Raw genomic sequence first — 25803 nt, 5'->3', positions numbered from 1 at the left:
GCGCCCGAAACACCACGACCAAATGATCACCCCTGTCGGGGGGTGCGGGTACGTTCGGTCCATGCACCGGGTTCGTGCCGCGCTCTATCTGGACTTTGACAACGTCTTCACCGGACTCCTCAAGCAGGACCCGGACGTCGCGATGCAATTCGCCGAAGACCCTGGCGTTTGGGCGGCGCGGCTGGCCACGTCGCTGACGGTTGACGGGCCACGCCGCTGGCTGGTGCTGCGCTGCTACATGAACCCGGCCGGGTGGGTGCCGCATCCGGACCCCGCGGCGTCCATGCCCCGGCTGCAGTTCTACCGGTTCCGGTCGTCGTTCACGCGGGCCGGGTTCGAGGTGGTCGACTGTCCCCGGCTGACACACACCAAGAACGCCGCGGACATCCGCATCGTGGTGGATGCGCTGGAGGCGCTGGGCGAGGGTGTGTACGACGAATTCGTCATCGGTTCCGGTGACTCGGACATGACGCCGCTGCTGCAGCGGTTGCGCCGCGCGGATCGGCGCACCACGGTGGTGTCGCCGCTGGATGCCGCGGAGGCGTTCACCGCTGTGGCGGACCGGTTGATCGGCAGCGAGCAGCTTCTCGAACTGGTGCAGGGCGAACCGGTCGACGCCGACGAGGACGAGCCGCTGGGCGACGGGCCGTCCGGCCCTGCGATGGCGGACGCCGCATCGGACGGTGGCGCGGATCAGGCGTACGAGCGGTTCCGGAGCATCGTCACCGACCGGTACACCGATGCCGGTGAGCCGCTCAACCTGGCCTCGCTCGCCCACGAGGTGCGCCGGCTGCTCGGTGGGGCGGTGGACACCACCAGTTGGTTCGGGCACGGCGGTTTCGTCAAGGCGCTGGAGGGTCTGCAACTGCCCGAGGCGCGTTTCTCCCAGCACTACCTGTGGCACGACGGCCGGCATCCGGCGCCTCCGGCGGCGACCGCTTCGGCGACGCCCGGCGGGGTGGCCGTCCCGGAGCCGGTCGATCAACTGTGCCGGCTGCTCGGCCTGCCGCGCCTGGAGACGTCCACCTGGGCGGCGATCTATCAGGTGCTTGCCGATTACGCCGAGACGCACCGCTTCAACCTCACCGAGGCCACCCGGTGGTCGCGGGACGAACTGGTCGCTCGCGACGTCGAGGTGCGGCGCAACACGATCGCGCTGGTGACCCGCGGCGCCGCGTACGGTGGCTGTCCGCTGTACCGGCAACCGCCGCCGTCGGCCGCGGAGATCGGGGCGGCATTCCTCGACAATGTGCTCGGCCGCGCGGACGCGGCCGACCTGGGCCTGTCCGAGGCGGACGTCGCCGTCGTGCGGGAGTGGCTGGCGGTGGCCTCGCCGCCTCAACCCGGCGACATCACCCCGGAGCGCCCGCCGGCCTCCCGGGAGAACGCCGGGATCTGAGCCGCGGGTATGTCGAGGACGAACTCGGCGCCGTGCGGCGTGGCGTGCCGATAGACGATGGTGGCGCCGTTGGCCTGCGCCAGTTGCTGGGTGATGTACAGCCCGAGGCCGATGCCCGGCGCCGCGGCCATCGTCTCGGACCGGGTGAACCGGCTGAACAGGTGCGGGACGAACTCGTCCGGCACACCGGATCCGTGATCACGCACCGTGAAGCGGACGTGGTTGCCGATCCGCTGCGCCCGGATGACCACCGGTGGCTGGCCGTACTTGCGGGCGTTGGTGACCAGGTTGGTCAGGATCTGCCGCAGGTGGTCCGGATCGGCGTACGCGTGCAGGCCGACGTCGAACTCGTGGCGCAGGTCGTCGGCGGGCGCGAGGTCGGCGACGAGCGTGGTGACCAGCTCGCCGACGTCGACCGGCTGCGGCCGGGCGGTGGCCGCGTGGGTCTCCAGCCGGAACATCAGCAACATGTCCGAGACCATCCGGGTCAGCCGGTGTCCCGCCGCGCCGATGCGGCGGGCCAGTGCCGGGGTGTCGGCCTCCGGCGACGACGTGTCGGCGAGCAGCTCGGCGCTGCCGACGATGCTGCTCAGCGGCTGCGCGATCTCATGGGTGAGCATCGCCATCAGGTCGGTCTTGAGCTGGTTGCTGTCGGCCAGTTCGTGGTTGGCCCGTTCCAGCTCGTCGGTGTGTGTCCGCAGCGCCGCCTCGACCCGCTTGAGTTCGGTGATGTCGGTGTGCGTGCACACCCATGCCAGCGTGGTGCCGTCCGCGTTCCGGGCCGGGGCGATGGTGGCGAGCACGGTGACGGTGCTGCCGTCGGGGCGCGCCAGGCACTGTTCGGTCCGCACCGGAACGTCCCCGCGCATGGTTCCGGCCAGGTGCCGGCCCAGGTCCGTCGCCCGGTCGCCCGGCCACCAGGGGAACGGCGGCCGGGCGCCGAGCATCGCGTCGGCCGGTCGCCCGGCCAGTTCGCACCAGCGCGGATTGACGTCGATCACCCGTGCCTGCGGGTCGAGGACGACGACGCCGCTGTGAAGCGAATGCAGAAGGGTGTTGGTGAACGCCTGCTGGTCGCGCAGGCGCCGGTCGGCGGCGTCGACCGTGGTGGTGACGTGCCCGACCGCCGCCATCAGCACCAGCACACATCCGATGATCACCAGCGTGATCAGGAACTGCGGCACCGCGCCGGCGATCCGGTTGGTTCCGCTGCTCAGCACGCCGGCCAGGAACGGCACCAGGAGCATCACCGGCCCCAGCCGCCGGGCCAGCACCCGGCCCGGCCCGTGGCTGGTCAGCATCTGCGCGACGCCGCGGTCCGGGCGTGCGGCGCTGATCCCGCCGGCCAGCAACAGCAGGCACAACGCGGTGTGTACGGCCATGCCGGTGACCCGGTCGAGGCTGTGCAGATAGGCGACGCCGTACGCGTACCCGAGCAGACCGGTCAACGACACCGTGACGCCCGCGACGAACAGGGGTGTCGCCGGCCGGAACCGCGGCGGGCGCACGTCGAGCAGCGCGACCGTCAGACCGAAGCAGAGCAGGGCGATGGCGGTGTGCGGTGACGACCGGCCGGTCCCACGCACCTCCTGCGTCTGGGTGACGAACAGCAGCCGGTCGATGCCGATCGGCAGGCTGCTGAGATAGCCGAACAGCACCACCACGGCGCCCGCGGACACCAGCAACCCGAGGCCGACGCCGCAGCGCTGCGCGACCCGCCGGGTCACGGGCCGGGCACGCAGCAGCACCGCCGTCCCCAGCAGCATCAACAGCACCGCCGTCAACGGGGTCATCATTGGCGCCCCGGGCACCACCTGCACCAGCACGCGGACCGGTGCGGACCAGCCGGCCAGCACGACGGCGGCGATCACCAGGCCGGATGTCGCGAGCGCCGTGCCGACGCGGTGAACAGTCGTCGTAGCCATGGATTCACCACCATCAGAGAACGCCGATAGGCCGACTGTCGCACCAACAGGGCGGGTGGCGCCGACGCTCGCCGAAATTGCTCCCGATGCCCGGTTCCGCCGCGCGGGTGCTCGATGGACACATCACGATGCGATGCAAATCAATGTTGCAGCCACCGGGGGCCGCGTAGCGTCAGCGACCATGACGGCTTACATAGGTAAACGCCTCTCCCGCGCGGTGGTGCTCGGCGTCGCCGCGCTCATCGGCATCACCGGGGCGGTCGCTCCGGCATACGGTGCCGGGGGGCGTGCCACACCCGGCTCGGCCGGTCTCGGGGACAGGCTCTATCCGTTGCTCGGCAACGGTGGCTACGACGTGCGTCATTACGATGTGCACCTCACCTACCCGCGCAAGGACCCGCGGCAGACGGTCACCGGCGACGTGACGATCACGGCGGTCGCGACGCAGAGTCTGTCCCGGTTCGACCTCGACTTCGGTGGCGATGCGCTGCGCGGCGTCACGGTGGACGGGCGGCGCGCCGCGTTCCGCCGCGACGGGGACGAGCTGATCGTCACCCCGCGGCGCCACCTTGCCAAGGGCAAGCGCTTCACGGTCCGGGTCACCGGCTTCACCGCGACGCCGATCCCGGCCGACGCCGACTCGCCGGTCGGCTTCGTCACCACGCAGGACGGCACGGTGCTGGCCGCCCAGCCGAACACGGCGCACCTGCTGTTCCCCAGCAACGACCACCCGCGGGACAAGGCGACCTACACCATCACGCTGACCGCGCCGGTCGGATGGACGGCCACCGCCAACGGCGCGTACGTGTGTCGGCGCACCCGTGGCGGTCACACCAGTTGGACGTACCGGGAAACCCAGCCGATGGCCAGCGAGCTGGTGCAGGTCGCGGTGGGTGATTTCGTGGTGCATCGCCGGCCGTCGGTGAACGGCGTGCCGATCCGCGACGTGGTGCCGCGCCGGCTCGCGGATTCCCTGCTGCCCGCCGCGGACGTGGAGCGTTCCCAGGTCGCGTGGATGGCGGACAAGGTCGGCCCGTACCCGTTCGAGGCGTACGGCTCCCTGGTCATCGACGCCGACCTCGGGTTCGCGTTGGAGACGCAGTCGTTGTCGCTGTACGACACCGGGCTGTTCGGTGCCCCCGCGTTCATCCTCGACCCGATCATGGCGCACGAGTTGGCGCACCAGTGGTTCGGCGACAGCGTCGCGCCGTGGACGTGGAGCGACGTCTGGCAGAACGAGGGCCACGCCACGTGGTACGAATTGCAGTACGCGCAGGAGACCGGCGTCTTCCAGCAATACACCCGCTCTGCGGACCTGGAAAGCTACTTCAAGGCCGTCTACGCCCGTGGTGACCAGTACCGCGCCCGGTACGGCCCGGTCGCCGCCCCGGCCCGGTCCGACTCGATCTGGGACGTCTTCAACCCCAACGTGTACGACGGTGGGGCGCTGGTGCTGTACGCCCTGCAGCAGAAGATCGGCGCCGAGCGGTTCCAGCAGGTGGAACGCGCCTGGGTGCGGCTTTACCAGGGCAAGTCGGCGAGCACGGACGATTTCATCGCGCTGGCTTCCGTGGTGGCGCACCGGGATCTGCGCTCGTTCCTGCGGGCGTGGCTGTACGGCAGCACCACCCCGCCGATGCCGGGTCACCCCGACTGGACGGTGACCGCGCCGGCCCCCGCCCCCGCTCCCGCCGCGGCCGTGCTGTCGGCACCGGCGCTGCGCTGACGACCGCCGGTGCTTCGGGACCCGGTTGCGGGACCCGAAGCACCGGCAGGCGTTATCGAATCTCGGCGTTATCGAATCCTGATGGTGTGTTCGTCGTACGGGCTGGTGCAACCGCGGTAGTCGCAGACGGTGAGCATCGCCTCCCCGAAGGCGACGCCGCGCTGGAACGGATGGTTTGTCGGGGTGACCGATACCTGAATCTTCTGACGCTCACCGGTGCAGTCGTCGATTTCCCTGTACCGGCTGCCGCTGGCGATGTCGTTTCCCACCGCCTGGGTCACGCTGACCTGCAGATAGCTGTCCGACCCCGGCGTGCAGGTGAGATAGACCGGTGCGAAGACCACCGCGCCCTTCGCATCGAGCCGGGCGTTCGCGCCGAGCTTCACCGCCGCCGTCGCATCCGATTCCGACTGCAGGTTGACTCCGGCGCTGGCCGGCACGGCGAACGCCAGGGCCGCCCCGACGGAGACCGCTGCTGCGGCCACTGCCGGAACGGTCCATTTCCCTCGTCTCATCTGTGTCCTTTCCTCGGTAGGGTTGTTTCTTTGTCTCCCGTGGCCGCCGCGGTCAGGCCGACGAGCAGACCGGCGACGAGCGGTATCACCGCCAGGTGCCACAGGAAGTCGAAGCCGCTGTGCACGGCGAGCGCCACGAGCGCGGCGATGGCGCCGGTGCGCACCTGCGCCGGCGCGCCGCAGGCACGTCCACGCCGAATCACGAGCACGATCGCGGCAAGCAGGCCGGCGAGCAGCACCGCGCCGATCAGGCCGAGGTCGACCACGACCTGGAGATATTCGTTGTGCACCAGGTGCGCGACGCGGGCGTTGCCGCCGGGCTCGCGCCACAGCAGAAACGCGCGCCCGATTCCGGTCCCGGCCACCGGGTGCCCGGCGATCACGTCCAGCGCGGCGCGCGCGCCGAAGCTGCGGCCGGACGAGGCGACGGTGCCGCGGCTGTCGAGGACCCGGTGCACGGCGTCCGCGTTCCCCACGACCGCGACGGCGAGCCCGCCCGCGGCCACCAAGCCGAGGAGGACCGCGAGCCCGGCTCGGGACGGCAGCCGGGGCACTCCCACCGCGATCACCAGGCCGACGATCAGACCGGCCAGACTCAGCAGCGGATGCGGTGGGGAGCCGACGGGCATCGAGGGGACGAGGGCGGCGACCGCGACGCCCGCACCGGCCAGGGGTGGCAGGCCGGCCCGCGTCGTCGCGCGCACGCCGCTGCGCGCGGCGATCAGCAGCAGGCCGGCGACCAGGGCGAGGATGCCGGCGCGGCTCAGCGCCGCGCCGACCCCGACGAGGATCAGGTAGCTCGCGGCGAGCCGCACCGGTGACCGCGGGCTGGTCACGGTGAGCGCGATCGCGAGCAGGGCGGTGGCCGCCAGCAGCGCGGCTGCCGCGTTGGGATAGGTCAGTGTCGACGCCCCTCGCCACAGGCGCCCCTCGACCAGCACCGCCAGACGTGGCACCCGCCATGCGACACCGATCCAGGCGGTGGCCGCCACCAGGGCGCCGATGGCGATCATGGTGTCGGTCACCGTGACTCGTTCGGCGGGGCTGGTGCGCCGCAGCAACGCGACGCCCGCCACCATGCAGGCCAGCGTGGCCGCGGCGGCCACCGCGAGGGCCGGGCTGGCGGCCGCGAAGCCGCGGATGAGTGCCCAGAGCGCGAGGGCGCCGGCGGCGGTCGGGAGAGCGAGGCTCGCCGCCGGGGCGGTGACGCTGCGGGAGGCGGTGCTGCGGGAGGCGGTGATGCGGCGGCCGGTGCTGCGGGAGGCGGTGCTGCGGGAGGCGGTGCTGCGGGAGGCGGTGCTGCGGCGGCCGGTGCTGAACCATGCGGCGATCGCCGCGACGAACGTCAGTGCGGTGACCAGCATCCGGCCCGGCGGGTAGTAGCCGCCCTGGGCCACGATCCCGGCCGCCACGGCGGCCATGAGGACCGCGACGGGAAGCGAGACTCCCACCGCGCCGCCCGCACCGGGCGTTTCGCCCGCACTGGGCGTTTCGCCGGCGGTCGGCGTTTCACCGCGCGAAAACACAGACATGGTCACCCCCCGTCATGCCGACGCCACGGAAACCCGCGGCACCCGTAAACACCTACCATCCCTGCGCCACTCATGGTTCCACTGTGGACAGTTTGTGCAGAGTTCACCTTGTCCACAGTGTTGATTCATCGAAAAACGCTTGTGGCACACCGCGATCAGCGTTGCGGGGGCAGTGATCAGCTTTGCGGGGGCAGTGATCAGCTTTGCGGGGGCAGGTCGGCGAGCCGCCCGCGCAGGAAACTCCGCTCCGCCTCGGTGGGTGCCAGCCGCAACGCCGCGCGATAGCTGTCCGCCGCCTCCGCCGCGCGCCCGGTCCGGCGCAGCAGATCGGCGCGGGTGGCGTGCAGCAGGTGATAGTCGTCGAGCCGGCCGGACGCCGCGACCGCCTCAATCAGGGGGAGCGCCGCCTCCGGGCCGTCCGCCATGCTGACCGCGACGGCGCGGTTCAGCTCCACGACCGGGCCGGGGTGCAGGCTCGCCAAGTGGGCGTAGAGGCCGGCGATCTGCGCCCAATCGGTGTCCGCCGCCGTGGGCGCGGTCGCATGGCAGGCCGCGATCGCCGCCTGCAACTGCATTGGGCCGGCCCGCCGTCGACGCAACGCCCTCTCGCACAGCGCGGCGCCCTCCGCGATCTGCGCAGCATTCCACTGTGTACGGTCCTGGTCGGCGAGCAGGACCAATGCACCGGCCGCGTCGACGCGCGTGGTCTGCCGGGCGTCATGCAGCAGCATCAGCGCCAGCACGCCCAGCGCTTCCGGCTCGTCGGGCATCGCCGCGGTCAGGACTCGCGCCAGGCGGATGGCCTCGGCGCACAACCGTGTCTTCTGCGGATCGCCGTAGCCGGCGTTGAAAAGCAGATACAACACGTGCAGGACGGCCGGCAGCCGTTCCGGCAGCAGGTGCGCCGGCGGCACCCGAAACGGGATGCCGGCATGCGCCACCTTCTGCTTGGCGCGGAACAGCCGCTGGCCCATGGTGCGTTCCGGCACCAGGAACGCGCGGGCGATCTCCGCCGTGCTCATGCCCGCCAGGCTTCGCAGCGTCAACGCCACCTGGGCGTCGAGATTCAACGACGGATGGCAGCAGGTGAACATCAGCTCCAGCCGCTCGTCCGGGATCTGACTGTCCCGCACGTACGGCGGCGGCTGCGGCTCCACGGCGGCGGCCACCTCCTTCAACTTGGCCGCCTCCGTCGCCGCCCGCCGCATCCGGTCGATCGCCCGGCGTCGCGCGGTGGTGGTCAACCAGGCCAGCGGCTGGTCCGGCACGCCGGACGTCGGCCAGGTATGCAGCGCCCGCGCGAAGGCGTCCTGCGTGCATTCCTCGGCCAGGCTCCAGTCACGGGTCAGCCGGATCATGATGGCCACGATCCGGCTCCACCCGTCGGCGTAGATCTCCGCGATGAGATCCCTCTCCGGCGTCATGCGGTGCGCTCGCCGCCCGGTCAGTCCTCGTCGGCCGGCCAGAACGGGCGCAACTCGATCACCCCACCCCAGGCCATCGGGTGTTTCGCGGCGACCTCGATGGCTTCGTCCAGGTCGGCGCACTCCAGGATGTCGAAGCCGGCGATATGGTCCTTCGTCTCCGCGTACGGGCCGTCGGTCAGCAGCACCTCGCGGTTGCGGACCCGCACGGTGGTGGCGTCGCTCGCCGGCCGGACCCGCTCGCCCATCAGGCGGATGCCTTTGCCGTCCATCTCGGCGACCCAGTCATCGACGTCCGGCGCACCGTCGTCGCCGTCGGGCCGGTAAGTCGGGTCGGTGCACACCAGCATCAGATATCTCATCGCGTCTCTCCCGACATCGTGGCGTCGCCGGCCATGGCGGCGATCGTGGTCGTCATGTTCCGGCACAGCATGACAAGACGGTCGTTGACGGCCTGCGGATTCGCTTCGGCCAGGGGCCGGACGCCGCTGGGGCCGGGACCGTGGGTGAAAGAATGGTGGACGACGCTGGTTTCCGGTTCGCTCCCGTCGCGCAGCTCGTAGCGCCAGGTCGAACCAACCTCACCGGAGTCGTTGACCACCGTCCAGGCGAACACCGACGGTCGGCGTGCTTCGACGACCACGCAGGTCACGGTGCTTTCGAAGCCGTTGGGGAAGCGGTTGTGCGCAGTGAATCGCGCGCCCGCCACCGGGCCGGCCGTGCGGCCGTCGGAGGTGCCGTCGCCGCTCCAAGCCGCGCCGGTGGCTTCCGGGCTCCATTCGCCGATCCGGTCCACCGCAGTGATCCGGTCCCACATGTGTTCCCGTGACGTCGGGACGGTCAGCGTGACCGCCACCTGAGCGCCGGTGACCACGTCCATGAGCCTCTCCTTTCGTGTCGCTCATGGTCCATGACGAACGGGAGAGGCGTTCTACTACAGGCGGCGACTCAGAATCTCTTCAAGCCGGCAGGTGCGTAGCGGAGGGACGGCTGTTGGAGCGGTCGCTCGCCGCGTCCCTCAGGCAGCTTCCGTCGCCGCCTCGGGCTGCGGAGGGAGCTGGGAAACGAGAACGGGCCCCGGTGAGGGGCCCGAACTGTGGAGACGACGCCGTCACCGATTACAGAGCGTGGGCGTGGCGACGCGTCGCATGAATGATATCTCGACCGCCGGTGTCGTTGCCGCTTCGGGTCACAAATTGAGTAGTCGCGGACGCCACCTGCGGTGTCCGCCTGCTATGTCCGTGTGGCTCCCGCGCTGTGGTGCCGATCTCTGCGGTTGGCCGGCCCGCCCGTCGGGCGCCGATGCTGGGGCGACCGCGGGTTGATCGCCGCGTCGTGCGGGTCTCCGGCGGTGGGCTGATCGCCCGGCGTCTTCGCCGCGGGCGTGGTCTCGGGCGTGGTCTCGTCCGTGGTCTCGTCCGTGGGGTCGGCAAGCTGTGTCTGCAACGCCGCGTAAAGCAACGCCCGCGCCCGGTCCGCCGCCGCCTGGGTCAGTTGCTCGTCCTGCGCCGCCCGGTCCAGGCCGCCGGCCAGGATGCGGGCGCTCGCCTCGCCGTACGTGCGGGCGTCGTCGACGCCGCGCCGGTACGCGATGACCGCCTGGTGTTCGCGTTGCCGGGCGATGCGGGCCTCGTTGCGTTCGTAGGCGTTGCCACGGGACACGAACTTCAGCCCGACCGCGGCGCAGTCCAACGCGACGAGCAGCAGCGCGATGCCGATGTAGAACACGCCGATGCCCCAGAAGTCGCTGCTGATCAGGTGCCACATCGCCGTCGTACGGGCGCCGAAGCCGCTGTCCGCGCGGATGGCCGCGGCGTTGGCGGTGCGCTGCTCGCTGATCTTGGCGGTCAGGTCGGTGATCTCGGCGTCCCGTGCGGCGCGGGCGGTCTGCTGACTCTGCTGCAATTGGGCGGCCTGCACGTCCAACGCGGCGGCCTCATCGTCCAGCGCGCGGGAACGCTGCACCAGGCTGTCGCAGTAGCCGCCGGCCGGGCACCCGGCCTTGCGGGACACCCCGTCGCCCGCCGAGTCGGCCAGCGCCTGCTGGTACAGCGCGCGGGCGTCGCGGCGCTTCTGGGCGGCGCTGGCGTTCAGCGCGGCCACCGCCTCGTCCTCGCCGACCGACAACTGCTTCAACTCGGCCAGCCGGGCCTGGTACGTGGCGACCGCGCCGGTGCCCTCCGACGCGCTGATCTGCGCGTTGTGCACCTCGTTGAGCCGGGCGTCGATCTCGCCCCGGTAGCGGGTGAGCATCAACGGCTCGGTGATCATCAGCGCGAACAGCAGGGCGAGCGCGATGCGTCCGGCGTACAGCCCGAAGGTGGGCCGTTTCAACAGGTCCGCCGGGTCGGTCGAGCCGAGATTGTCGAAGCTGACGCCGACCCGGCCGACCACCGCCCGGTCGTACGCGACCACACCGGTCGCCACCAGCGGGCCGACCAGCCACTGCCACCACGGGTGGGAGTAGTCGACGCTGGCGTCCACGAACGCGGCACCGCCGGCCGTCGCGTACCCGAAATAGAGCAGGATGAACACCCCGATGGTGCGGTAAAGCACCCGGTCGGAGTGGGTGTTCACGCTGTCCGGGTTGACGTTCGCGATCCGGAGCAGCAGCGGACGGCGGCTGCGCATGATCCGAGTCTCGTCCATCACAGGTGCACACGCGGTTGAAACGGGTAACCCCACGTGTGAAGACGGAAATCACGACGTGAGGAGCACCATGGCTTCCGCAGTTCCCGGCATTCTGCTCAACGACGGACGTACCATCCCGCAGCTCGGTTTCGGCGTTTTCCAGGTGCCGCCGCCGCAGACCCGGGCGGCCGTCGAGACGGCGATCGAGGTCGGGTACCGCCACATCGACACCGCCCAGATGTACCGCAACGAGCAGGGGGTGGGCGACGCACTCACCGCCTCCGGGCTGCCGCGCACCGACTTCTTCATCACCAGCAAGCTGAACAACGACGGGCACCTGCCGGACGACGCCCGGCGCAAGTTCGACGAGACCCTGAAGGCGCTCGGCACCGACTACGTGGACCTGTTCCTGATCCACTGGCCGCTGCCCGGCCGGTACGACGGTGACTTCGTGCAGACGTGGAAAACGCTGGAGGAGTTCTACCGCGACGGGCGCGCCCGTTCCATCGGCGTGTCCAACTTCACCCAGCACCACCTGGGCCGGTTGCGGGCCGAGACCGAGGTCCGCCCGGCGGTGAACCAGATCGAGGTCCACCCGTATCTGGCCAACGACGAACTGCGCGCCTACAACCGGGACAACGAGATCGCCACCGAGGCGTACTCGCCGATCGCCCAGGGCGCGGTGCTGAACGACCCGGCCATCGAGGCGGTCGCCGGCCAGGTCGGCAAGACGCCGGCGCAGGTGGTGCTGCGGTGGCACCTGCAGCGCGGGGACATCATCTTCCCGAAGAGCTCCACCGAGTCCCGCATCCGGGAGAACTTCGACCTCTTCGACTTCGAGCTGGACGAGCCGTCGATGGCCTCGATCAGCGACCTGGACCGGGGCGAGAAGGGTCGTACGGGCGCGAACCCGGACTCCATGAACTGGATCCCGAACGCCTGAGACATCCGCTACAGGGTCACAGCCCGGTCGTTTCTGGGCTGGTCGTTTCTGGCCCGGTCGTTTCTGGGCTGGTCGTTTCTGGTCCGGTGGTCGTCTCTGGCCCGGTCGTCTCTGGTCCGGTGGGGAAGTTCGCGGGTGGGGTGATCGCCACCCGGACCACCACCGCGGCGCGGACGGTTTGCAACTGCGGCTCGATGTCCAGATGCGGGGCGGCATCGGCGGCCTCCGCGTGGAATGCCGCCGTCCGCATCATCATCGGGCGGGGGGCACCGCCGTCCGCGCCCTCGTCCACGATCTCCACCAGCCGGTCCGGTTCGGCGTCGACCGCTGCCGCGTACTCACGGGCGCGCCGCAGCGCCTCGGCGATAGCCTCGCGGCGCACCTCGGCACCGGCCGTGCTGGCCGGGCGGAGCTGCCACCACGGCCCGGCGATCCGGGTCTGCTCCAGGGCGCCCAGGCGCAGCATCAGGTCGCCGAGCACGCCGAAGTCGGTGACCGTCACCGTCGTGGTCACGTTCGCCACGTACACCGAGACCCGCTCGCCGCGCTTGAACTCCGGGTAGAGCTGCACGCCGCTGGTCTCGCGTTTCTCGATCGCTTCCCGGTACGCGTCAAGCACCTCCCGCACCCGGTCGGCGCGCTCGGCGAGGCGTGCCTGGACGGTCTGCCGGTCCTTGTCCCGCGACATCGCGGTCACCGAGACGACAGCCAGCTCAGGGGGCACGTCGCGGAGGGCTTCGCCACGCACCACGACCATCGGCTGATCCACCATGGGCACGACGCTACCCGTGGCGCGCCAGGAGGCCCCTAACCGATGCGCTCGGTTTTGTCACTACAAACACCCCGGATAATCGGGCATAAACCTCGTGCCTGGCCGGAGGGGATCATCGGCACAACAGCCGTTTCCATCCCCATTGGCAACGAATAGGCTTTTCAGCATGTCCGCGCCCAGTTCCACGGCACTCCAGGTCGCACTCGCCGTCGCTGCCATCGTCTTCGTCGCGTACGCCGCAGGCCGGGTGCACCAGTGGTCCCGTCACGGCATGGAGCGCGAAACGGCGTACCGCGAAGGCTACGACCAGGCTTCCCACACGCTCTTCCATCTGGCAACCCGTCACACGCCGGCGCATGCGGCACCGGCATCGGCGCCGCACGCCGAGGGTTCCGCGATGCGGGCCGCCCATTCCCCCGAGCGTCGCTCACCCGAGAACAGCTCACCCGACACCAAGGAGCCCATCCCCACATGATCTCCCCGGACAACAGTTTCCTGCAGATCCTGCTGGCGCTGGCCTTCGTCATCGCCAGCGGGTACGCCTTCGGGCGCATCCACCAGTGGTACAAACACGGGCTGGAGCGGGATCACGCCTACCGTGAGGGATACGACCACGCGTCGCGGTCCATGTTCACCATGGCGTTGCAGGTACGCTCGCCGGCCCCACAGCCGGCGGCGGTGCACGCGGCAAGCCCGGCGATCGAGGCGACACCGGCGGTGGCCCGCCGCCCCCAGGCGGCCATCGGCATGGCCCGCCGTCGGATGCAGACCCGCCCGGCGATCCAGACTCCGCAACGCGACGCGGCCTGATCGACCATCACCGGTTCCACGCCACGCGCCGACGGTCAGCCGTCGGCGCTCGTGTCTTCCCGGCGCTTTCGTCCCGTTCCGTGGGCGGGTCCGTGTTGCTGTCCGGTTCGCGTTGCTGGGTGGGTGCGTGTTGCTGTTAGGTCCGTGTTGCTGGGTGGGTGCCGCTGGGTGGGTGCGTGTTGCTGGGTGGGTCAGTGTCGCGGATCTTGGAGACGTGAGTGCTCGTGAGCCCGCTAACTTTCCAAGGTCTGCGGGTGCCGGGGCATCGTGAGGCGATATGCGGCTTTCATAGCCGTTCAGAACACCGCAAGGTCAAGCGCCGTCCCCCGCCCCGCCCGTCCCGTGCCCTCCTGCCGCTCCCGCCGTTCCCGCGCCCTCCTGCCGCCGCGCCCGTCCCGCGCCCTCCTGCCGCCGCCCCGCCGATCTTGAACTTCGTGGGGGCTTTACGGGCCTTTTATGGCGATTTCGAGCGCACAAACTTCAAGATCGCTCCAGTGGGGCTGGCCCAGCGCGTCGATCTTGGAGTTTGCGGGGGAGGTATGTGGTTTTGATGACGATATGTGCACCCGCAAAGTCCAAGATCGGTGAGTGGTGTGGGGGCGCGGGGGTGCGGGGTGCGGGCCGCGGGGGTCGCGTGGTGCGGGGTGGGGGCCGCGGGGGCGCGGGGGCGGGTGTGGGTGTGGGTGTGGGGAGGGGGTGTGGGGGTGCGGGGTGCGGGGTGTTGGTGTGTTTGTGGGTGCCTGTGGTCAGGGTTTGGGGGTCGCGAGCGTTGGCTTGGCGGATCCTGGTCCGATGGTGCCTGTCGACGCACTGGCTGCGGGACCGGCCGGGGCCGTTGACGCGCTCGGCGTGGTCGGGTTCGACGTGCGGGCCGGGAGAGTGGTCGTGGTGCCCGGTCCCGGGGCGGTGGTCGCCGGCGCGCGCGTGTCCGGTGTGGACTGTGGGGTCGCCGGTGCCGTGGTGGTGCGCGCGGCCGCCGATGTTGGGGCGGGCGCTGGGCCGGACGCCAAGGGTACCGCGTCGACGGGTGGCGGTGCGGCGCCGGACGGGGCGGGCGCGACCGGAGTGCCGTCGATCATCATGGGTTCCGGGGTGCCCGCACGTAGCACCGGGCGGCTGGGTTCGCTGTCCTGCCCCTGCCAGAACGAACCGTAGGTGCCGCGCACGGTGTAGGTGGCAATGTATCCGGGCGGGGCGTCGGCGTCGGTGCATCGTGGTCGCGCCGTGGCCGGCACCTTGCACGCGACGGCGGCCACCGGTCCCAGGTGGCGGGTGACCACGTAGCCCTGGACCGGCGTGGTGGCGCCGACCTCGACCGGCCGCCAACGTATCCGTGGCGCCGGCCCGGCCGCCTCGGCCGCGCCTACCGCGGGAGACGAAGCAGCGGGAGACGAAACCCCGGGAGACGAAACCCCGGGAGACGAAGTCCCGGGAGACGAAGCAGCGGAAGACGAAGCCCCGGACGGCCAGGCAGCGGAAGACGAAGCCGCGGAAGGCGAAGCCCCGGAGGGCCAAGCTGCGGAAGACGAAGCCGCGGAGGACGGGGACGGGGGCGCGGGGGACGGCGATGCGGGAGATGAGGATGCCGCAGACGGCGATGCGGTGCGTGGCTTGGGGTGGTGCGGCACGTACGCGACAGGGGCTGCCATCCGGGGGATCCGCTCGGCGTACACGGTGAAGCGTTCGCCCTCCGAATCCGCGAGCCATCCCGCGTACGCGATGCCGCCGGCCGCTGCCAGGCCACCGGCTGCCGCCAGCGTCGCCAGCAGGCGCATCGGTCGGCTCATGGGGACACTCGGGTCGCGTCGGCGGTGAGCGCGATGTGGAACACCGCCGCCTGGCAAGCGTCCACCACCGTGTTGGGCATGTGCAACGGGATGCTGCCGGCTTCGCGAGTGTCGTCGGCGTCCACCCGCACCGGGAGCCTGCCGATGTAGTCACGCACCTCGAGGTTGGTGTCGATCGGCGCGCAGCCGGGTTTGGAGGTGGACGCCACCCGTGCGCGCATCCCGGTCACGACCAGGTCGAAGTCGTACGGGTTGGAAAAGGTGAGTATCAGCCGCCGGTCGGCGCCCGGATAGAGGCTGTCGACGGCGCCCGCGCGTACCGCGAACGCGTACCGGCCCGCGGCTGCCGGGGCGGCGCTGAGCGTCATCGGCTGGGCGTTCGGGTCGTGCGGGCGCAGCATCGCCAGGCCGAGCCCGGCCGTGCCGACGAGGGCTGCCGCCGCGACAGCGATTGTCTGCCATCGATGCACGGACACTCCAGGGGTGCTTCACCGGCGCGCGAGGGGGGTGAGCGTGGAGCGGCGCGCCGGCCGGCCCGCTCCCGCGAGGGTCAGGAGGCGTTGCTCACGCCGGTGGCCCGCACCGGAATCGAGAAGGTGGCGCCCTGACAGGCCGAGTCCGAGCTGTTGTTCATCTTCAGCCCGTCGGACACGGTGAACACCCCGATGGTGTTCTTGGGCACTTCCCAGGCGACGCGGAGCACATCTGATGCAACGAATACGCCGGTGCTGCGGCAACCGGCGTCACGATGCGACGCGTCGGCTGTCACACTTCCGGGGCCCGGCGACACCGTGGTGATCTTGATCGGGAAGTCGTTCTTGTTGGTCACCGTGACGGTCAGATTCGTGCTTCCGCCCGGATACAGGGGCTTGCTCTCGTCGGAGCGGCCGTTGAGTTCCAGCTCGACCGCCGATCCGGCGACGGAGACCGCGTTGCCGGAGCCGCTGAGTGACCAGTAGGCCCACGCCACCGAGGCGTTGACGACGACCGCCACCGCCACCGCCACGCTCAGGATCGTCTTGCCGCGACGATCCAGCCGGGCTTTGCGCATCGTTCTCGCTCCTGTTTCCACCGAGTTCGTGGCGTGATCCGGCGGGGCGAAGACTGCGCTCCCGCTCCGCCCCACCGGCGTCATCAGCTCGCCGCGCTGATCGCGTTGAGGTTGACATTGAAGCTGAAGGGCGCGCCCTGGCAGGCGTTGGCCGGGTCTGGCCGCATCTTCAGCGGACCGTCCCAAGTGATCTTGGCGGTTGCCGGGTTCTCCTCGGTGCCCGCGGGCACGGTGACCTTGGCCGCGTCGGTGGGCAGCGGCGCCGAGTTGACGATGTCCACGTTGTCGCCGGCTTCGCAGCCGCTCTTGCCGGACTTGAGGCTGCTCAGCGTGATCGACGTGATCCGTACCGGGAAGGGGTTCTTGTTCTCCACGGTCAGTAGGACGGCCGTCGCGTTGCCCGGCGTCAGGCCGCCGGGCGGCAGACCGGCGCTGGTCACCTTCAGCGACTTCACCGTGTCGGCCTTGGCCTGGGCGTCGCCGGAGCCGGTGAGGCTCCACGCCGCCCAGGCCACGCCTGCGGCGCCGACGGCGACGGCGACGGATGCGGCAATGGCGGTCGACCGTTTGGTGAGCTTGCGCATGCGCGCGTTCCTCCTGCGAACGTTAGGTGCGCCCCTGGGCCGCCGGGACCGCCGCCCGGGGCGCGGGAACGAGGTGTGGCACCGTCACCGGTGGAGGCGGTTCCGATGCCGCATTCCACGTTCCCTGACTGCGGGGAGGCCTGCGATCGGGTGTCGGTACGCCGATCACGGCGCGTCCATCCGGCGCTTGCGACCATCCCGGTTAACCCGTGGGAGGTACGGCTCACAGCCCAGCGGAGGCATCCATCGATACGCGGTGAAAACCGGTCATCAACCGAGATACCTCCCATCAGGTGCGAAGCCCGCCTACCACTGTTCATGTCCCCTTCTCAAATAAGCTCGCGTCGACGTCCCCCGCCGCACCGGCTGACGTCGCCCCTCACTGGGAGAAACGCGGGAACCGGATGATCGGTAATCGGGCATCTTGCCGTCGTCGGCGCATACCTAGATCGCCGCGACGAGCCGACCGGATGATCCTGAACGAGGGACGGCGGTCCGGCGCCCGGCCCGCGGCTCATCCGATCGAGTGGATCGTCCGGGACTCGGCAGGGTGACTTGTCCATTACCCGACATTCCACTCTTCCCTTCGGGCGGGCGCCGATATACGTTCACCCGGCATGTAAATTCACGGGTGGCGATAGCGTCGACGCGGGCGACAGCGCGGGCGCGGACGCCGAGGTGAAGCCGGAGCCGAGGTGGATCTGGGCGGTGGGGTGGACACTCTCTCCAGGTGGGACACGGGCAGCGTGGCGGACGGCGTGCGGCCTGCGGGTGGCGTCGTGAGCGGCGCAGCGGAGCCGCTCGGGCAGCCCGGCCGGGACCTGGCTCGCCGGAACCGGCGCGTGCTCGCCGAGCGGCTCGGCTGGCCGTCGGGCATCCTGACGGTCTGCGAGGAGATCGACGACGCCTACCCCGCTTGGTCCGTGACCTGGCACCGCGGCGGCGGGCACGACTGGGCGCGGGAGGGTTACTACGCGATGCCCCGCGCGCCGCGCCGCAGCGACCCTCGCTGGCTCTACGGCAGCACGCCGGCGGAGTTGCGCCACGCGCTGGCCGAGCACACCAAGGCGTCGTCTCCGTGATTCTCGCCGTGGCCCGCCTCGCGCGGGAGGGTCGCGCCTGGGCGGCGGGCGCACGTGTCATCCGACTGACCGTGCACTGACCGCCGCCCGGGTCGTGCGCGCTTCAGGCTGTCCCGGCCGGCATCAATCCGCGTCGGCCAGCAGACCGTCGATCTGGCCCATGGCAAGACTCACGCCCTCGTCCATGCCCATGCCGATCAGGCGCTCCATCTGGTCGGCATGGGCGAACACCTCCACGGTGGTCATCCGCGTCCCGTCGGTGGTCGCCTCCAGCGTCACCACCGTGCGGAACACGTCGGTGGGATCCAGCGGCTCGCCGTTGTCGTCGGCGAAGCCGTTGGTGAACTCCAGGCGATGCGGGGCCTCGATCGCCGTCACCGTCCACCATGCGCGTGCCTTCTGCCCCTCGGGCCCGGTCATGTAATAGCGCGAGTCCCCGCCCACGGTGAAGTCGTGCCGCTCGAACGTGGCCGGCCAGGTCGGCGGTCCCCACCAGCGTTCCAACTGGCGCGGATCCGCCCAGACCTGCCAGATCCGGTCCGGTGCGGCGGCGAACTCGGCGACGAAGGTCAGCGTCAGTTTCTCGACGTCCTTGGTCGAGCTGATCACGGGCATGCTGTCATTTCCCTTCTCGGTCTTCCTTGAGGATGCGGTCGATCGCCGTCGTGCGCTGCCGCCACAGTTGCTCGTACGCGTCGAGCAACCGCGTCGCGCGGCGCACGGCGTCCAGGTTCACGTGCACGACTTGCTCCCTTCCGCGCTTGTGCTTGGTGACGAGCGCGGCCCGTTCCAGCACCGTCACGTGCTTCTGCACCGCGGCGAAGCTCATCGGGTAGTGCCGCGCGAGCGCGGACACCGACTGCTCGGCGGTGATCACCCGGGTGAGGATGTCGCGACGGGTGGCGTCCGCGAGCGCGTGGAACAGCGCGTCAGCCTCTCCTTCACGCGGCAAATCTACAACCATGTGGTTGTACGTTAATCCGCCTCCGGCGGCGACGCAACCGCCTCCGGCGGCGACGCAACCGCCGCCGCTGGCTGGTCCGCCGCCTCGTCGTGTTCACTTTGCTGGTGGATCGTCAACGGCTCAGCAGCATCGCGCACTCGCATCACCCCATCGCCGCGCCGCTGTCCGGCGTGACCGTCAACCGGCTCCTGCGCCGCACCGGCCGGGGACCGGCCGCGCGCATCCTCGACCTCGGCTGCGGCGAGGCGGCGTGGGCCATGCAAGCCCTGACCCACTGCCCCGACGGGTTCGCCGACGCCGTCGACATCAGCACGTACGCGCTGGACCGGGCGGCCGTGGCCGCGGAGAGCCGCGGCCTGTCCGACCGGCTCAACCTGCATCAGCGCGACGCGCGCGAATACGTCCCGGACGGCGACTACGACCTGGTCTTCTGCGTCGGATCCACGCACGTGTACGGCGGTTTCACGCCGGCCCTGAGGGCGGCCGGACGGCACCTCAACGAGCACGGCGTGATGCTCGTGGGCGAGGGCTTCTGGCAGGCGCCGCCGACGTCCGAAGCCCTGGACGCGCTCGGCGCCAAGCCGGACGACTTCACCGACCTCGCCGGCCTGGTCGAACGTGCCGAGACGGCCGGCTGGACCCCGATCTACGCCCACGTCAGCGACCCCGCCGAGTGGGACGACTACGAGTGGTCCTGGGTGGGGTCGCTCACCGAATGGGCGCTGGACAACCCCGGCCATCCGGATGCCGGCGAGGTGCTGGCGCTGGCACGCGAACACCGACGCCAGTGGCTACGGGGCTACCGGGACATCCTGGGCTTTGTGACCCTGGTGTTGCGGCGCGCGCATCGGCCCGCCCCCGCCGACTCCTAGCCCGGCGTCACGGTAGGTCCGCCGGGCGGTCCCCGCCGTCGCAGCAGTCGTCCGGCTCCGCGCCCAGCAGGTCCAGCAGATCCGGGCCGGCGTGCCCGGTGTCCACCGTGTGGCCGATCAGGCCGAGCTGGGCGGCGCAGTCCCGCCCGTACCCCTTGACCATCCGGTCCGCGCGGGTCGGATGCCCGCACCGCGGGCAGCGGCGCATCGGGACGGGCACGGAACCGGCAGTCATGCCCTCAGTATGGGCCTGAACAGGGCGAGAAGCCGGTCAACCGCCCAGGCTGACGCCGAACACGCCAAGCGTGCCGAGCACGAACATGGCCGACCCGACCACGATGGTGATGGTGCGGGCGTATCCGGTGCGACCCTATCCACACTGGACCGTGTCCGCACGCCGGCGCTAGCCCCGGTCGACCTCCTCGAACAGGGTGGCCGCCCGGTCCGCCGTGGCCGCGGCCCAGCGGCCGGTGCTCAGCAGGCCCGCCGCGACGATGCCCGCGCCGAGTCCGACGGTCAGCCACCACACGCCGTACGTCGCATGGTGGAACGCCGCCGGATCACCCACCGTCGAGCCGACGATCGTCCCGGAGATCGCCACGCCCAGGGTGGTGCCGGTCTGCCGCCCGGATGATGCCAGCGAGGTGGCGACGCCGGCCATCGAGCGGGGCATCCCGGAGACCGCGGTGTTCGTGATCGGCGCGTTCACGGTGCCCTGGAAGACACCGAACAACAGGAACACCACCAGCGCCAGGGCCAGCGGGGAGTCCGGGCCGACCCAGAGCGAGGCGAGGCCGCCCAGGGCCAGCGCCACCCCGGAGACCACCAGCGGCCGGCGTGGGCCGCGCGTGCCGACAAAACGCCCGGTGCGCGGGGCGATCACCACGATCAGGATGCCGACCGGCAACAGGCTCAGACCGGCGGCGAGCGCCGACATTCCGCGTACGTCCTGAAGGTACAGCGTGGTGACGAACAGGAATGCGCCGAACGCGCAGAACGACCACAACGCCGTCGTGATGGCGAGGCTGAACGGCACGCTGCGGAACAGGCGCAGCTCCAGCAGCGGATCGGTGCGCCGCGGCTCATAGGCGATGATGCCGAGCACGCTCAGCCCGACGACGCCGAGCAGGCCGAGGATGACCGGCGAAGCCCAGCCCAGGCTGCTGGACTCGATGATGGCGAAGACGAGGCTTCCCAGCGCCAGCGTCACCAGGGTCTGGCCGACCGGGTCGAACCGGCGTACCCGCGCGGCCCGCGACTCCGGCACGAACCGCACGGTGCAGGCGATCGCGGCGATCACCACCGGCACGTTGACCCAGAAGATGGAACGCCACCCGAGGCCGTCGACCAGGACACCGCCGAGGATGGGGCCCAGCGCGAGCGACAGCCCGGACATGGAACCGAAGATGCCGATCGCCCGCGCCCGCTCGGCCGGTTCGGGGAACGTGGTGGCGATGATCGCCATGGCCACCGGGTTGAGCATGGTGCCGCCCACGGCCTGCAACGCCCGCGCGGCGATCAGCCAGCCGATGCTCGGCGCCAGGCCGCACAGCAGCGAACCCAGGCCGAAGGCGACCAGGCCGGTCAGGAAGATGCGGCGCCGTCCCACCCGGTCCGCCGTCGACCCGGCGAGCACCAGGAAGGCGGCCAGCACCAGCGAGTACGCGTCGACGGTCCACTGCAGGCCGGACACCGAAGCGCCCAGGTCGCGGCGGATCGTGGGCAGCGCGACGTTGACGATGGACACGTCCATCACCACGACGATCATGCTGGCGCAGCAGATGGCCAGGACCAGGTTCCGCCGTCGGCGGTCGAGGGCCGGTTCCACCCGGGCGGTGGTCGATGACGGAGCAGCCATGGTCACGACGCTAGCCGCGATCGCCCGAATGTGTCGTACCGGAGGTTTATCGTCGGCGCGTGATCGAGCACACGCTGTCCCGCGCCGACGCCCGCCGCCTCGCGGTGCGTGCGCAGTTGCTCGACGCGCAGCGGCCCGGTGACATGTTCGACGTGGTGCGCCGGTTGACGCTGCTGCAGAACGATCCGGCCGCCGCCGTCGCGCCCAGCGCCGACCTGGTGCTGTGGAGCCGCCTCGGGCCCGGCTACCGTCGCGCCGAGCTGCGTGACGCGCTGGACGAGCAGGCGCTGCTGGAGCTGCACGGCCTGATCCGGCCGCCGGAGGACATCGCGCTCTACCGGGCCGAGATGGCGGCCTGGCCCGGCCTGCCGCCGCTGCGCCCCTGGCAGGAGAGCCAGGCCGAGTGGGTGGACGCCAACGACGGCTGTCGCCGGGACATCCTCGCCCGGCTGCGCACCGACGGGCCGTTGACCGCGCGCGAGCTGCCGGACAGTTGCGTGGTTCCGTGGCGGTCGTCGGGCTGGACCAACAACCGCAACGTTCGCAAGCTTCTCGACTTCCTCGTGCAGCGGGGCGAGGTCGCCGCGGTCGGCAAACGCGGCGCGGACCGGCTGTGGGATCTGGCCGAGCGGGTCTATCCCGACGACGTCGTCCCGCTCGACGACGCGTTGCGCCTCCGCGACGAGCGCCGGCTGCGGGCGTTGGGCATCGCCCGCGCGCGGGCGCCGGAGGCGCCGACCGAGCCGAACGACGTGCGGGACGTGGGGGAGCCGGCGGTGGTGGAGGGGGTGCGGGGACGGTGGCGGGTCGATCCCGCGCTGCTGGACCAGCCGTTCCGCGGCCGCACGGCGCTGCTGTCGCCGCTGGATCGCCTGGTCTTCGACCGCAAGCGGATGACGGAGCTGTTCGCGTTCGACTACCAGTTGGAGATGTTCAAACCGGCGGCGCAGCGCCGCTGGGGTTATTGGGCGATGCCGGTCCTGCACCATGACCGCCTGGTGGGCAAGCTGGACGCGACCGCGGACCGCGAGGCAGGGGTGCTGCGGGTGGACGCGATCCACCGTGACGTCCCGTTCAGCGCGGCGATGACCAGGGCGGTGCGGCGGGAGATCGACGCCCTGGCGGCGTGGCTCGGGCTGCGCGTGTGCACGCCCGACACCGCATGACGGGTGCCGCATGACGGGGCTACTCGTCGTCCGGGGTGGACCAGCGGTCGATCGCCGTACGGACGTCGTCTGCCTCCGATCGGCCCTCCGCCGTCAAGCGGAGCACGTCGTCCAGCAGCTTGCGCATCGCCACCGCCGCCACGGCCCGGCCGTCCGCGCGGCACACCAGGTCCGCTCGCAGGAACCGTGCCCACAGTGTGTCCACGTGGTCCGGGCCCAGGGTTCGGTGGTAGCCGCCGAGCAGGGTTTCCGCCCGGGACAGCGCCGCGCGCGTGTCGCCCGCTTCCGCCTGCCAGCACACCATGGTGTATTCCGCGTCCAGTGTCTCCGGGCTGTCCGGGCCCAGCGTGCGCCGGTAATCGTCCAGCAGCGGCCCGAGCTCCGCCACCGCCGCCGCCGGGCACTCGGTCTGGCCGAGCTGGTCCGCCAGGGTCAGCCGGGTGTTCAGGGTGTCCCGGTGGTCCGCGCCCAGCGCCTGTTCGTACTGTGCCACCAGCTCGCGCAGCCGCGTCACGCTCTCCTCGCGGTCGCCCGTGTCGCTCAGCCAGACCGCGATCCCGTGCCGGGTGGCCATGGTGTTCACGTCGTCGTCACCCAGCACGCGGCGCCGGACCGGCAGCAGGTCGCGCAGGCCGGCCAGCGCCCGCTCGGCGTCGCCGTTGCGCCCGTACGCCCATGCGAGGTTGTTGCGCACGGTCAGCGTGTCCGGGTGGTCCGCGCCGAGCCGGTCCCGCACCACCGGCAGGAGGCGCTCCCAGTAGGCCACGGCCGCGGCGAACAGTCCCTGGCGCGGCAGGCTGTTGCCGGCCCGGAACACCACCTGATGCAACGCCGCCCGGCACAATGTGTCCACATTGGTCCACAGCAGCGTCTCGGCGTTGCTGCGCAACATGTCCAGCAGCGTCGCATCCGCTTCCACGGCCGGCCAGATTTCCAGCAGCGCGTCGGCGGCTGCGCGGACCGCGTGCTCGCCCGCGTCGGTGTCGGCGCCGGCCGTGTCGCGGACCGCCTGTTGCAACGACTCGTGCACCCGCACGACGGTGCGGTCGTCGTCCAGCCGGCACAGGCTCAGCCGTGCCAGGTTGCGCAGGCCGTCCGACGCGTCGGCCACGGTCGCCGCGATGGTGTCCCGGGCCAGGGCGTCCAGGCTCGCGCGGGCGGTGAACAGCGCGGCCGGGATGCCGTTGCCGTCCAGCCGCGCGGCGATGTCCAGCAGCGGGCGCGCCACGCCGTGCGGGCGGCGCGCGTCCGCGGCCTCGGCGGCCAAGGTCCAGGTCGCGGTCAGCGCGTCGGCGTGCCCGTTGGCGGTGGGCCGCACGTCGGCGAGCCGCCGATGGCGGAAACGTTTGAGGTAGCCGCGGCAGTCCAGGTCCTGTTCGCGGACGTACGCGGCGGCCTGCGCCAACGCCAGGGGCAGGTGCCCGAGTTCGAGGGCGAGCTGGTCGGCGCCGTCCAGTCGTTGCCGGTCCGATCCCAGCGCCTCGCGCAGATAGCGCAGGGAGTCGTTCGGGCCGAAGGGTTCCACCGGTACGGCGATGTGGTCGCTCGCCGTCTCGGCGAACCGCGTGGTGACCACCGTGGTGCCGGTCCCGCTCGGCGGCCACAGCCCGCTCAGGTGCGCCGGGTCGAGCAGATCGTCGAGCACCACCAGCCAACGACGCCCGTGCGTGTCGCCCAGCCATGTCAGGAAATGCTCGGCCGTCGCCTCGATGCCGTCGTCGTCGGCGATGCCGAGTTGCTGAGCCGCTTCGGCGTACCGTCGCAGGACGCTTTCCCGCGAGGTCGCCGTCGCCCACACCACCAGGTCGATGGGGGCGGCCGGGTCGGCCTGGGCGATGAGACCGGCGGCGATCTGGGTCTTGCCCACCCCGCCGGGTCCGCCGAGCACGTACGTGTGGCCGACCGCCGCCTTGCCGCTCAGTTCCGCGCCGACGCGCCGCCGCTGGTACGCCTCGGCGATCGCGGGGATCGCACCGGCGCGCACCGGCCGCGCGGTGCGGGACAGCGCCCGCTGCATCTCGTCGTAGTCCCGGCGCCACGGTCCCAGGTCGGGTTCGGCCGCGAAGCCCGCCATGCCCGCGGACGCCGCGAACCGATGGCACGCGGTCACCACCGCCGCGACGAACGCCCAATCCAGATTCCGGCCGGTGGCCAGGGTTTCCCGTACGTCGTCGAGCGTGTACGAGGGGTGCCCGGCCTCGCCGAGCAGCTTCTCCAGTTCGCGGCAGGACGGTCGTCCGCAGCGATCACGCCAGAGCCTCAGCTTGAGGGCACAGAGCGCCCCTGGGTCGCGCGAGCCGCCGATCGAGCCATCCATGGCTAACAGTGAACGCCTAGCTACGCCTGGTGTCGACACTAGATCCTATTCGGATCAGAGCCAACAGGAGATTTCCGAGCCATCCGATCGGCCGAGGCGCCGCCGTCCCCGGCTCAGCTCGCCCGGTCGGTGAGCACGATGGTGACCACGTCGCCGACGTCGATGTCTTCGGCATTGCGTACCTTGTCCTTGATCGGCACGATATAGCCGCCGTTCTTGGGGAAGAGCGAGGTGGTCCACGCGGTGCCGCCCAGGCTCGCATGCACCGGGATCATGCCCCAGCCGTAGCTGATCTCCCCGGCAATGTCGGCCAGTTCGGCGCAGAGCCGCTCGGGCACGGTGACGAAGTGGTACGGGGACGGGCCGCGCCAGTGCCACACCTCGGCGGTGAACTGCATCTTCATGGTGGCGCAAGGTACACCGCGGGGCCCCGGCCCGGCGCGCG

At 71.0% G+C, this 25803-nt stretch carries 27 protein-coding genes; 10 read left to right on the top strand and 17 right to left on the bottom strand.

Annotation, left to right across the window (positions count from 1 at the left end; translation table 11 throughout):
* Positions 1–61: 61 nt before the first annotated feature.
* Positions 62–1399 (top strand): NYN domain-containing protein, encoded by a 1338-nt coding sequence (locus tag IEY73_RS22075; RefSeq protein WP_189081192.1) that lies wholly within the window; start codon positions 62–64, stop codon positions 1397–1399.
* On the opposite strand, the gene IEY73_RS22070 is transcribed toward IEY73_RS22075, so the two are convergent.
* Positions 1339–3324: a sensor histidine kinase gene (locus IEY73_RS22070; RefSeq protein ID WP_189081191.1), complete on the bottom strand. Its 1986-nt coding sequence runs from the start codon at positions 3322–3324 to the stop codon at positions 1339–1341. The two genes, IEY73_RS22075 and IEY73_RS22070, sit on opposite strands and share 61 nt — an antisense overlap.
* Before the next feature lie 181 nt (positions 3325–3505).
* Here IEY73_RS22070 and IEY73_RS22065 point away from each other — a divergent pair, with 181 nt between their 5' ends.
* Entirely contained in the window at positions 3506–5050 is a 1545-nt protein-coding gene (locus IEY73_RS22065; RefSeq protein WP_229716038.1) for a M1 family metallopeptidase, read from the top strand.
* A 68-nt stretch (positions 5051–5118) separates the two neighbouring features.
* On the opposite strand, the gene IEY73_RS22060 is transcribed toward IEY73_RS22065, so the two are convergent.
* Together IEY73_RS22060 and IEY73_RS34415 are read right to left on the bottom strand one after the other, a co-directional pair.
* Entirely contained in the window at positions 5119–5565 is a 447-nt protein-coding gene (locus tag IEY73_RS22060; RefSeq protein WP_189081189.1) for a hypothetical protein, read from the bottom strand.
* The gene (locus tag IEY73_RS34415) at positions 5562–6194 is read right to left on the bottom strand and encodes an O-antigen ligase family protein (protein WP_373292847.1); all 633 of its coding nucleotides are present in this window, start codon (positions 6192–6194) and stop codon (positions 5562–5564) included. The genes IEY73_RS22060 and IEY73_RS34415 overlap by 4 nt, the downstream gene beginning before the upstream one ends.
* Positions 6195–6567: 373 nt before the next feature.
* Here IEY73_RS34415 and IEY73_RS34410 point away from each other — a divergent pair, with 373 nt between their 5' ends.
* The gene (locus IEY73_RS34410) at positions 6568–6945 is read left to right on the top strand and encodes a pentapeptide repeat-containing protein (RefSeq protein WP_373292841.1); all 378 of its coding nucleotides are present in this window, start codon (positions 6568–6570) and stop codon (positions 6943–6945) included.
* 349 nt (positions 6946–7294) lie between these two features.
* Here the strand turns inward: IEY73_RS34410 and IEY73_RS22050 are convergent, their stop codons facing one another.
* The 4 genes from IEY73_RS22050 to IEY73_RS22035 form a co-directional block, all read right to left on the bottom strand.
* Positions 7295–8521: an RNA polymerase sigma factor gene (locus tag IEY73_RS22050; RefSeq protein WP_189081187.1), complete on the bottom strand. Its 1227-nt coding sequence runs from the start codon at positions 8519–8521 to the stop codon at positions 7295–7297.
* Positions 8522–8541: 20 nt separating this feature from the next.
* Positions 8542–8883 carry a YciI family protein gene (locus IEY73_RS22045; protein WP_189081186.1) on the bottom strand — a complete coding sequence of 114 codons (342 nt, stop codon included), beginning with the start codon at positions 8881–8883 and terminating at the stop codon, positions 8542–8544.
* A complete protein-coding gene (locus IEY73_RS22040) occupies positions 8880–9401 on the bottom strand; it encodes an SRPBCC family protein (RefSeq protein WP_189081185.1) in 522 nt (173 codons plus the stop codon). The genes IEY73_RS22045 and IEY73_RS22040 overlap by 4 nt, the downstream gene beginning before the upstream one ends.
* Before the next feature lie 353 nt (positions 9402–9754).
* A complete protein-coding gene (locus tag IEY73_RS22035; protein WP_189081184.1) occupies positions 9755–11152 on the bottom strand; it encodes a DUF4407 domain-containing protein in 1398 nt (465 codons plus the stop codon).
* Between the two features lie 88 nt (positions 11153–11240).
* Here IEY73_RS22035 and IEY73_RS22030 point away from each other — a divergent pair, with 88 nt between their 5' ends.
* Positions 11241–12095 carry an aldo/keto reductase gene (locus IEY73_RS22030; RefSeq protein WP_189081183.1) on the top strand — a complete coding sequence of 285 codons (855 nt, stop codon included), beginning with the start codon at positions 11241–11243 and terminating at the stop codon, positions 12093–12095.
* A 16-nt stretch (positions 12096–12111) separates the two neighbouring features.
* Here IEY73_RS22030 and IEY73_RS22025 read toward each other — a convergent pair whose 3' ends face one another.
* Positions 12112–12867 carry an SIMPL domain-containing protein gene (locus IEY73_RS22025; RefSeq protein WP_189081182.1) on the bottom strand — a complete coding sequence of 252 codons (756 nt, stop codon included), beginning with the start codon at positions 12865–12867 and terminating at the stop codon, positions 12112–12114.
* Between the two features lie 166 nt (positions 12868–13033).
* Between IEY73_RS22025 and IEY73_RS22020 the strand changes: the two genes are divergently transcribed.
* From IEY73_RS22020 to IEY73_RS22010, 3 genes are all read left to right on the top strand, one after another.
* A complete protein-coding gene (locus tag IEY73_RS22020; protein WP_189081181.1) occupies positions 13034–13342 on the top strand; it encodes a hypothetical protein in 309 nt (102 codons plus the stop codon).
* Positions 13339–13677 carry a hypothetical protein gene (locus IEY73_RS22015; protein WP_189081180.1) on the top strand — a complete coding sequence of 113 codons (339 nt, stop codon included), beginning with the start codon at positions 13339–13341 and terminating at the stop codon, positions 13675–13677. Before IEY73_RS22020 ends, IEY73_RS22015 begins: the two co-directional genes overlap by 4 nt.
* Before the next feature lie 792 nt (positions 13678–14469).
* Positions 14470–14832, top strand: a complete 363-nt coding sequence (locus IEY73_RS22010) for a hypothetical protein (RefSeq protein WP_189081179.1) — start codon at positions 14470–14472, stop codon at positions 14830–14832.
* A 628-nt stretch (positions 14833–15460) separates the two neighbouring features.
* Here IEY73_RS22010 and IEY73_RS22005 read toward each other — a convergent pair.
* From IEY73_RS22005 to IEY73_RS21995, 3 genes are all read right to left on the bottom strand, one after another.
* Entirely contained in the window at positions 15461–15934 is a 474-nt protein-coding gene (locus IEY73_RS22005; protein WP_189081178.1) for a hypothetical protein, read from the bottom strand.
* Positions 15935–16014: 80 nt separating this feature from the next.
* Positions 16015–16515: a hypothetical protein gene (locus tag IEY73_RS22000; protein WP_189081177.1), complete on the bottom strand. Its 501-nt coding sequence runs from the start codon at positions 16513–16515 to the stop codon at positions 16015–16017.
* 83 nt (positions 16516–16598) lie between these two features.
* On the bottom strand, positions 16599–17099 hold the full coding sequence (locus IEY73_RS21995) for a hypothetical protein (RefSeq protein WP_189081176.1): 501 nt from the start codon (positions 17097–17099) through the stop codon (positions 16599–16601).
* Positions 17100–17878: 779 nt separating this feature from the next.
* Between IEY73_RS21995 and IEY73_RS21990 the strand changes: the two genes are divergently transcribed.
* Positions 17879–18181: a hypothetical protein gene (locus tag IEY73_RS21990; RefSeq protein ID WP_189081175.1), complete on the top strand. Its 303-nt coding sequence runs from the start codon at positions 17879–17881 to the stop codon at positions 18179–18181.
* A 123-nt stretch (positions 18182–18304) separates the two neighbouring features.
* Here IEY73_RS21990 and IEY73_RS21985 read toward each other — a convergent pair whose 3' ends face one another.
* Positions 18305–18796 carry an SRPBCC family protein gene (locus tag IEY73_RS21985; protein ID WP_189081174.1) on the bottom strand — a complete coding sequence of 164 codons (492 nt, stop codon included), beginning with the start codon at positions 18794–18796 and terminating at the stop codon, positions 18305–18307.
* A gap of 4 nt (positions 18797–18800) precedes the next feature.
* The gene (locus IEY73_RS21980; protein ID WP_189081173.1) at positions 18801–19145 is read right to left on the bottom strand and encodes an ArsR/SmtB family transcription factor; all 345 of its coding nucleotides are present in this window, start codon (positions 19143–19145) and stop codon (positions 18801–18803) included.
* Between the two features lie 104 nt (positions 19146–19249).
* Here IEY73_RS21980 and IEY73_RS21975 point away from each other — a divergent pair, with 104 nt between their 5' ends.
* Entirely contained in the window at positions 19250–20017 is a 768-nt protein-coding gene (locus IEY73_RS21975) for an SAM-dependent methyltransferase (RefSeq protein WP_189081172.1), read from the top strand.
* A 7-nt stretch (positions 20018–20024) separates the two neighbouring features.
* Here IEY73_RS21975 and IEY73_RS21970 read toward each other — a convergent pair whose 3' ends face one another.
* Together IEY73_RS21970 and IEY73_RS21965 are read right to left on the bottom strand one after the other, a co-directional pair.
* On the bottom strand, positions 20025–20252 hold the full coding sequence (locus IEY73_RS21970; RefSeq protein ID WP_229716037.1) for a hypothetical protein: 228 nt from the start codon (positions 20250–20252) through the stop codon (positions 20025–20027).
* A 168-nt stretch (positions 20253–20420) separates the two neighbouring features.
* The gene (locus IEY73_RS21965) at positions 20421–21896 is read right to left on the bottom strand and encodes a DHA2 family efflux MFS transporter permease subunit (protein ID WP_373292846.1); all 1476 of its coding nucleotides are present in this window, start codon (positions 21894–21896) and stop codon (positions 20421–20423) included.
* 38 nt (positions 21897–21934) lie between these two features.
* Here IEY73_RS21965 and IEY73_RS21960 point away from each other — a divergent pair, with 38 nt between their 5' ends.
* On the top strand, positions 21935–23041 hold the full coding sequence (locus tag IEY73_RS21960) for a DNA glycosylase AlkZ-like family protein (protein WP_229716036.1): 1107 nt from the start codon (positions 21935–21937) through the stop codon (positions 23039–23041).
* A 19-nt stretch (positions 23042–23060) separates the two neighbouring features.
* Here the strand turns inward: IEY73_RS21960 and IEY73_RS21955 are convergent, their stop codons facing one another.
* Together IEY73_RS21955 and IEY73_RS21950 are read right to left on the bottom strand one after the other, a co-directional pair.
* The gene (locus IEY73_RS21955) at positions 23061–25358 is read right to left on the bottom strand and encodes a tetratricopeptide repeat protein (RefSeq protein WP_189081170.1); all 2298 of its coding nucleotides are present in this window, start codon (positions 25356–25358) and stop codon (positions 23061–23063) included.
* Positions 25359–25471: 113 nt separating this feature from the next.
* Positions 25472–25762, bottom strand: coding sequence for a DUF1905 domain-containing protein (locus IEY73_RS21950; RefSeq protein ID WP_189081169.1), 291 nt, complete (start codon positions 25760–25762; stop codon positions 25472–25474).
* Between the last annotated feature and the right edge of the window lie 41 nt (positions 25763–25803).

Origin of the sequence: Mangrovihabitans endophyticus, assembly GCF_014646155.1 — a bacterium.
GTDB classification, from domain to species: Bacteria; Actinomycetota; Actinomycetes; order Mycobacteriales; family Micromonosporaceae; genus Actinoplanes; species Actinoplanes endophyticus.
Note: the sequence above shows the minus strand (reverse complement) of the source record. Positions and strands in the feature narration are given on the sequence as shown.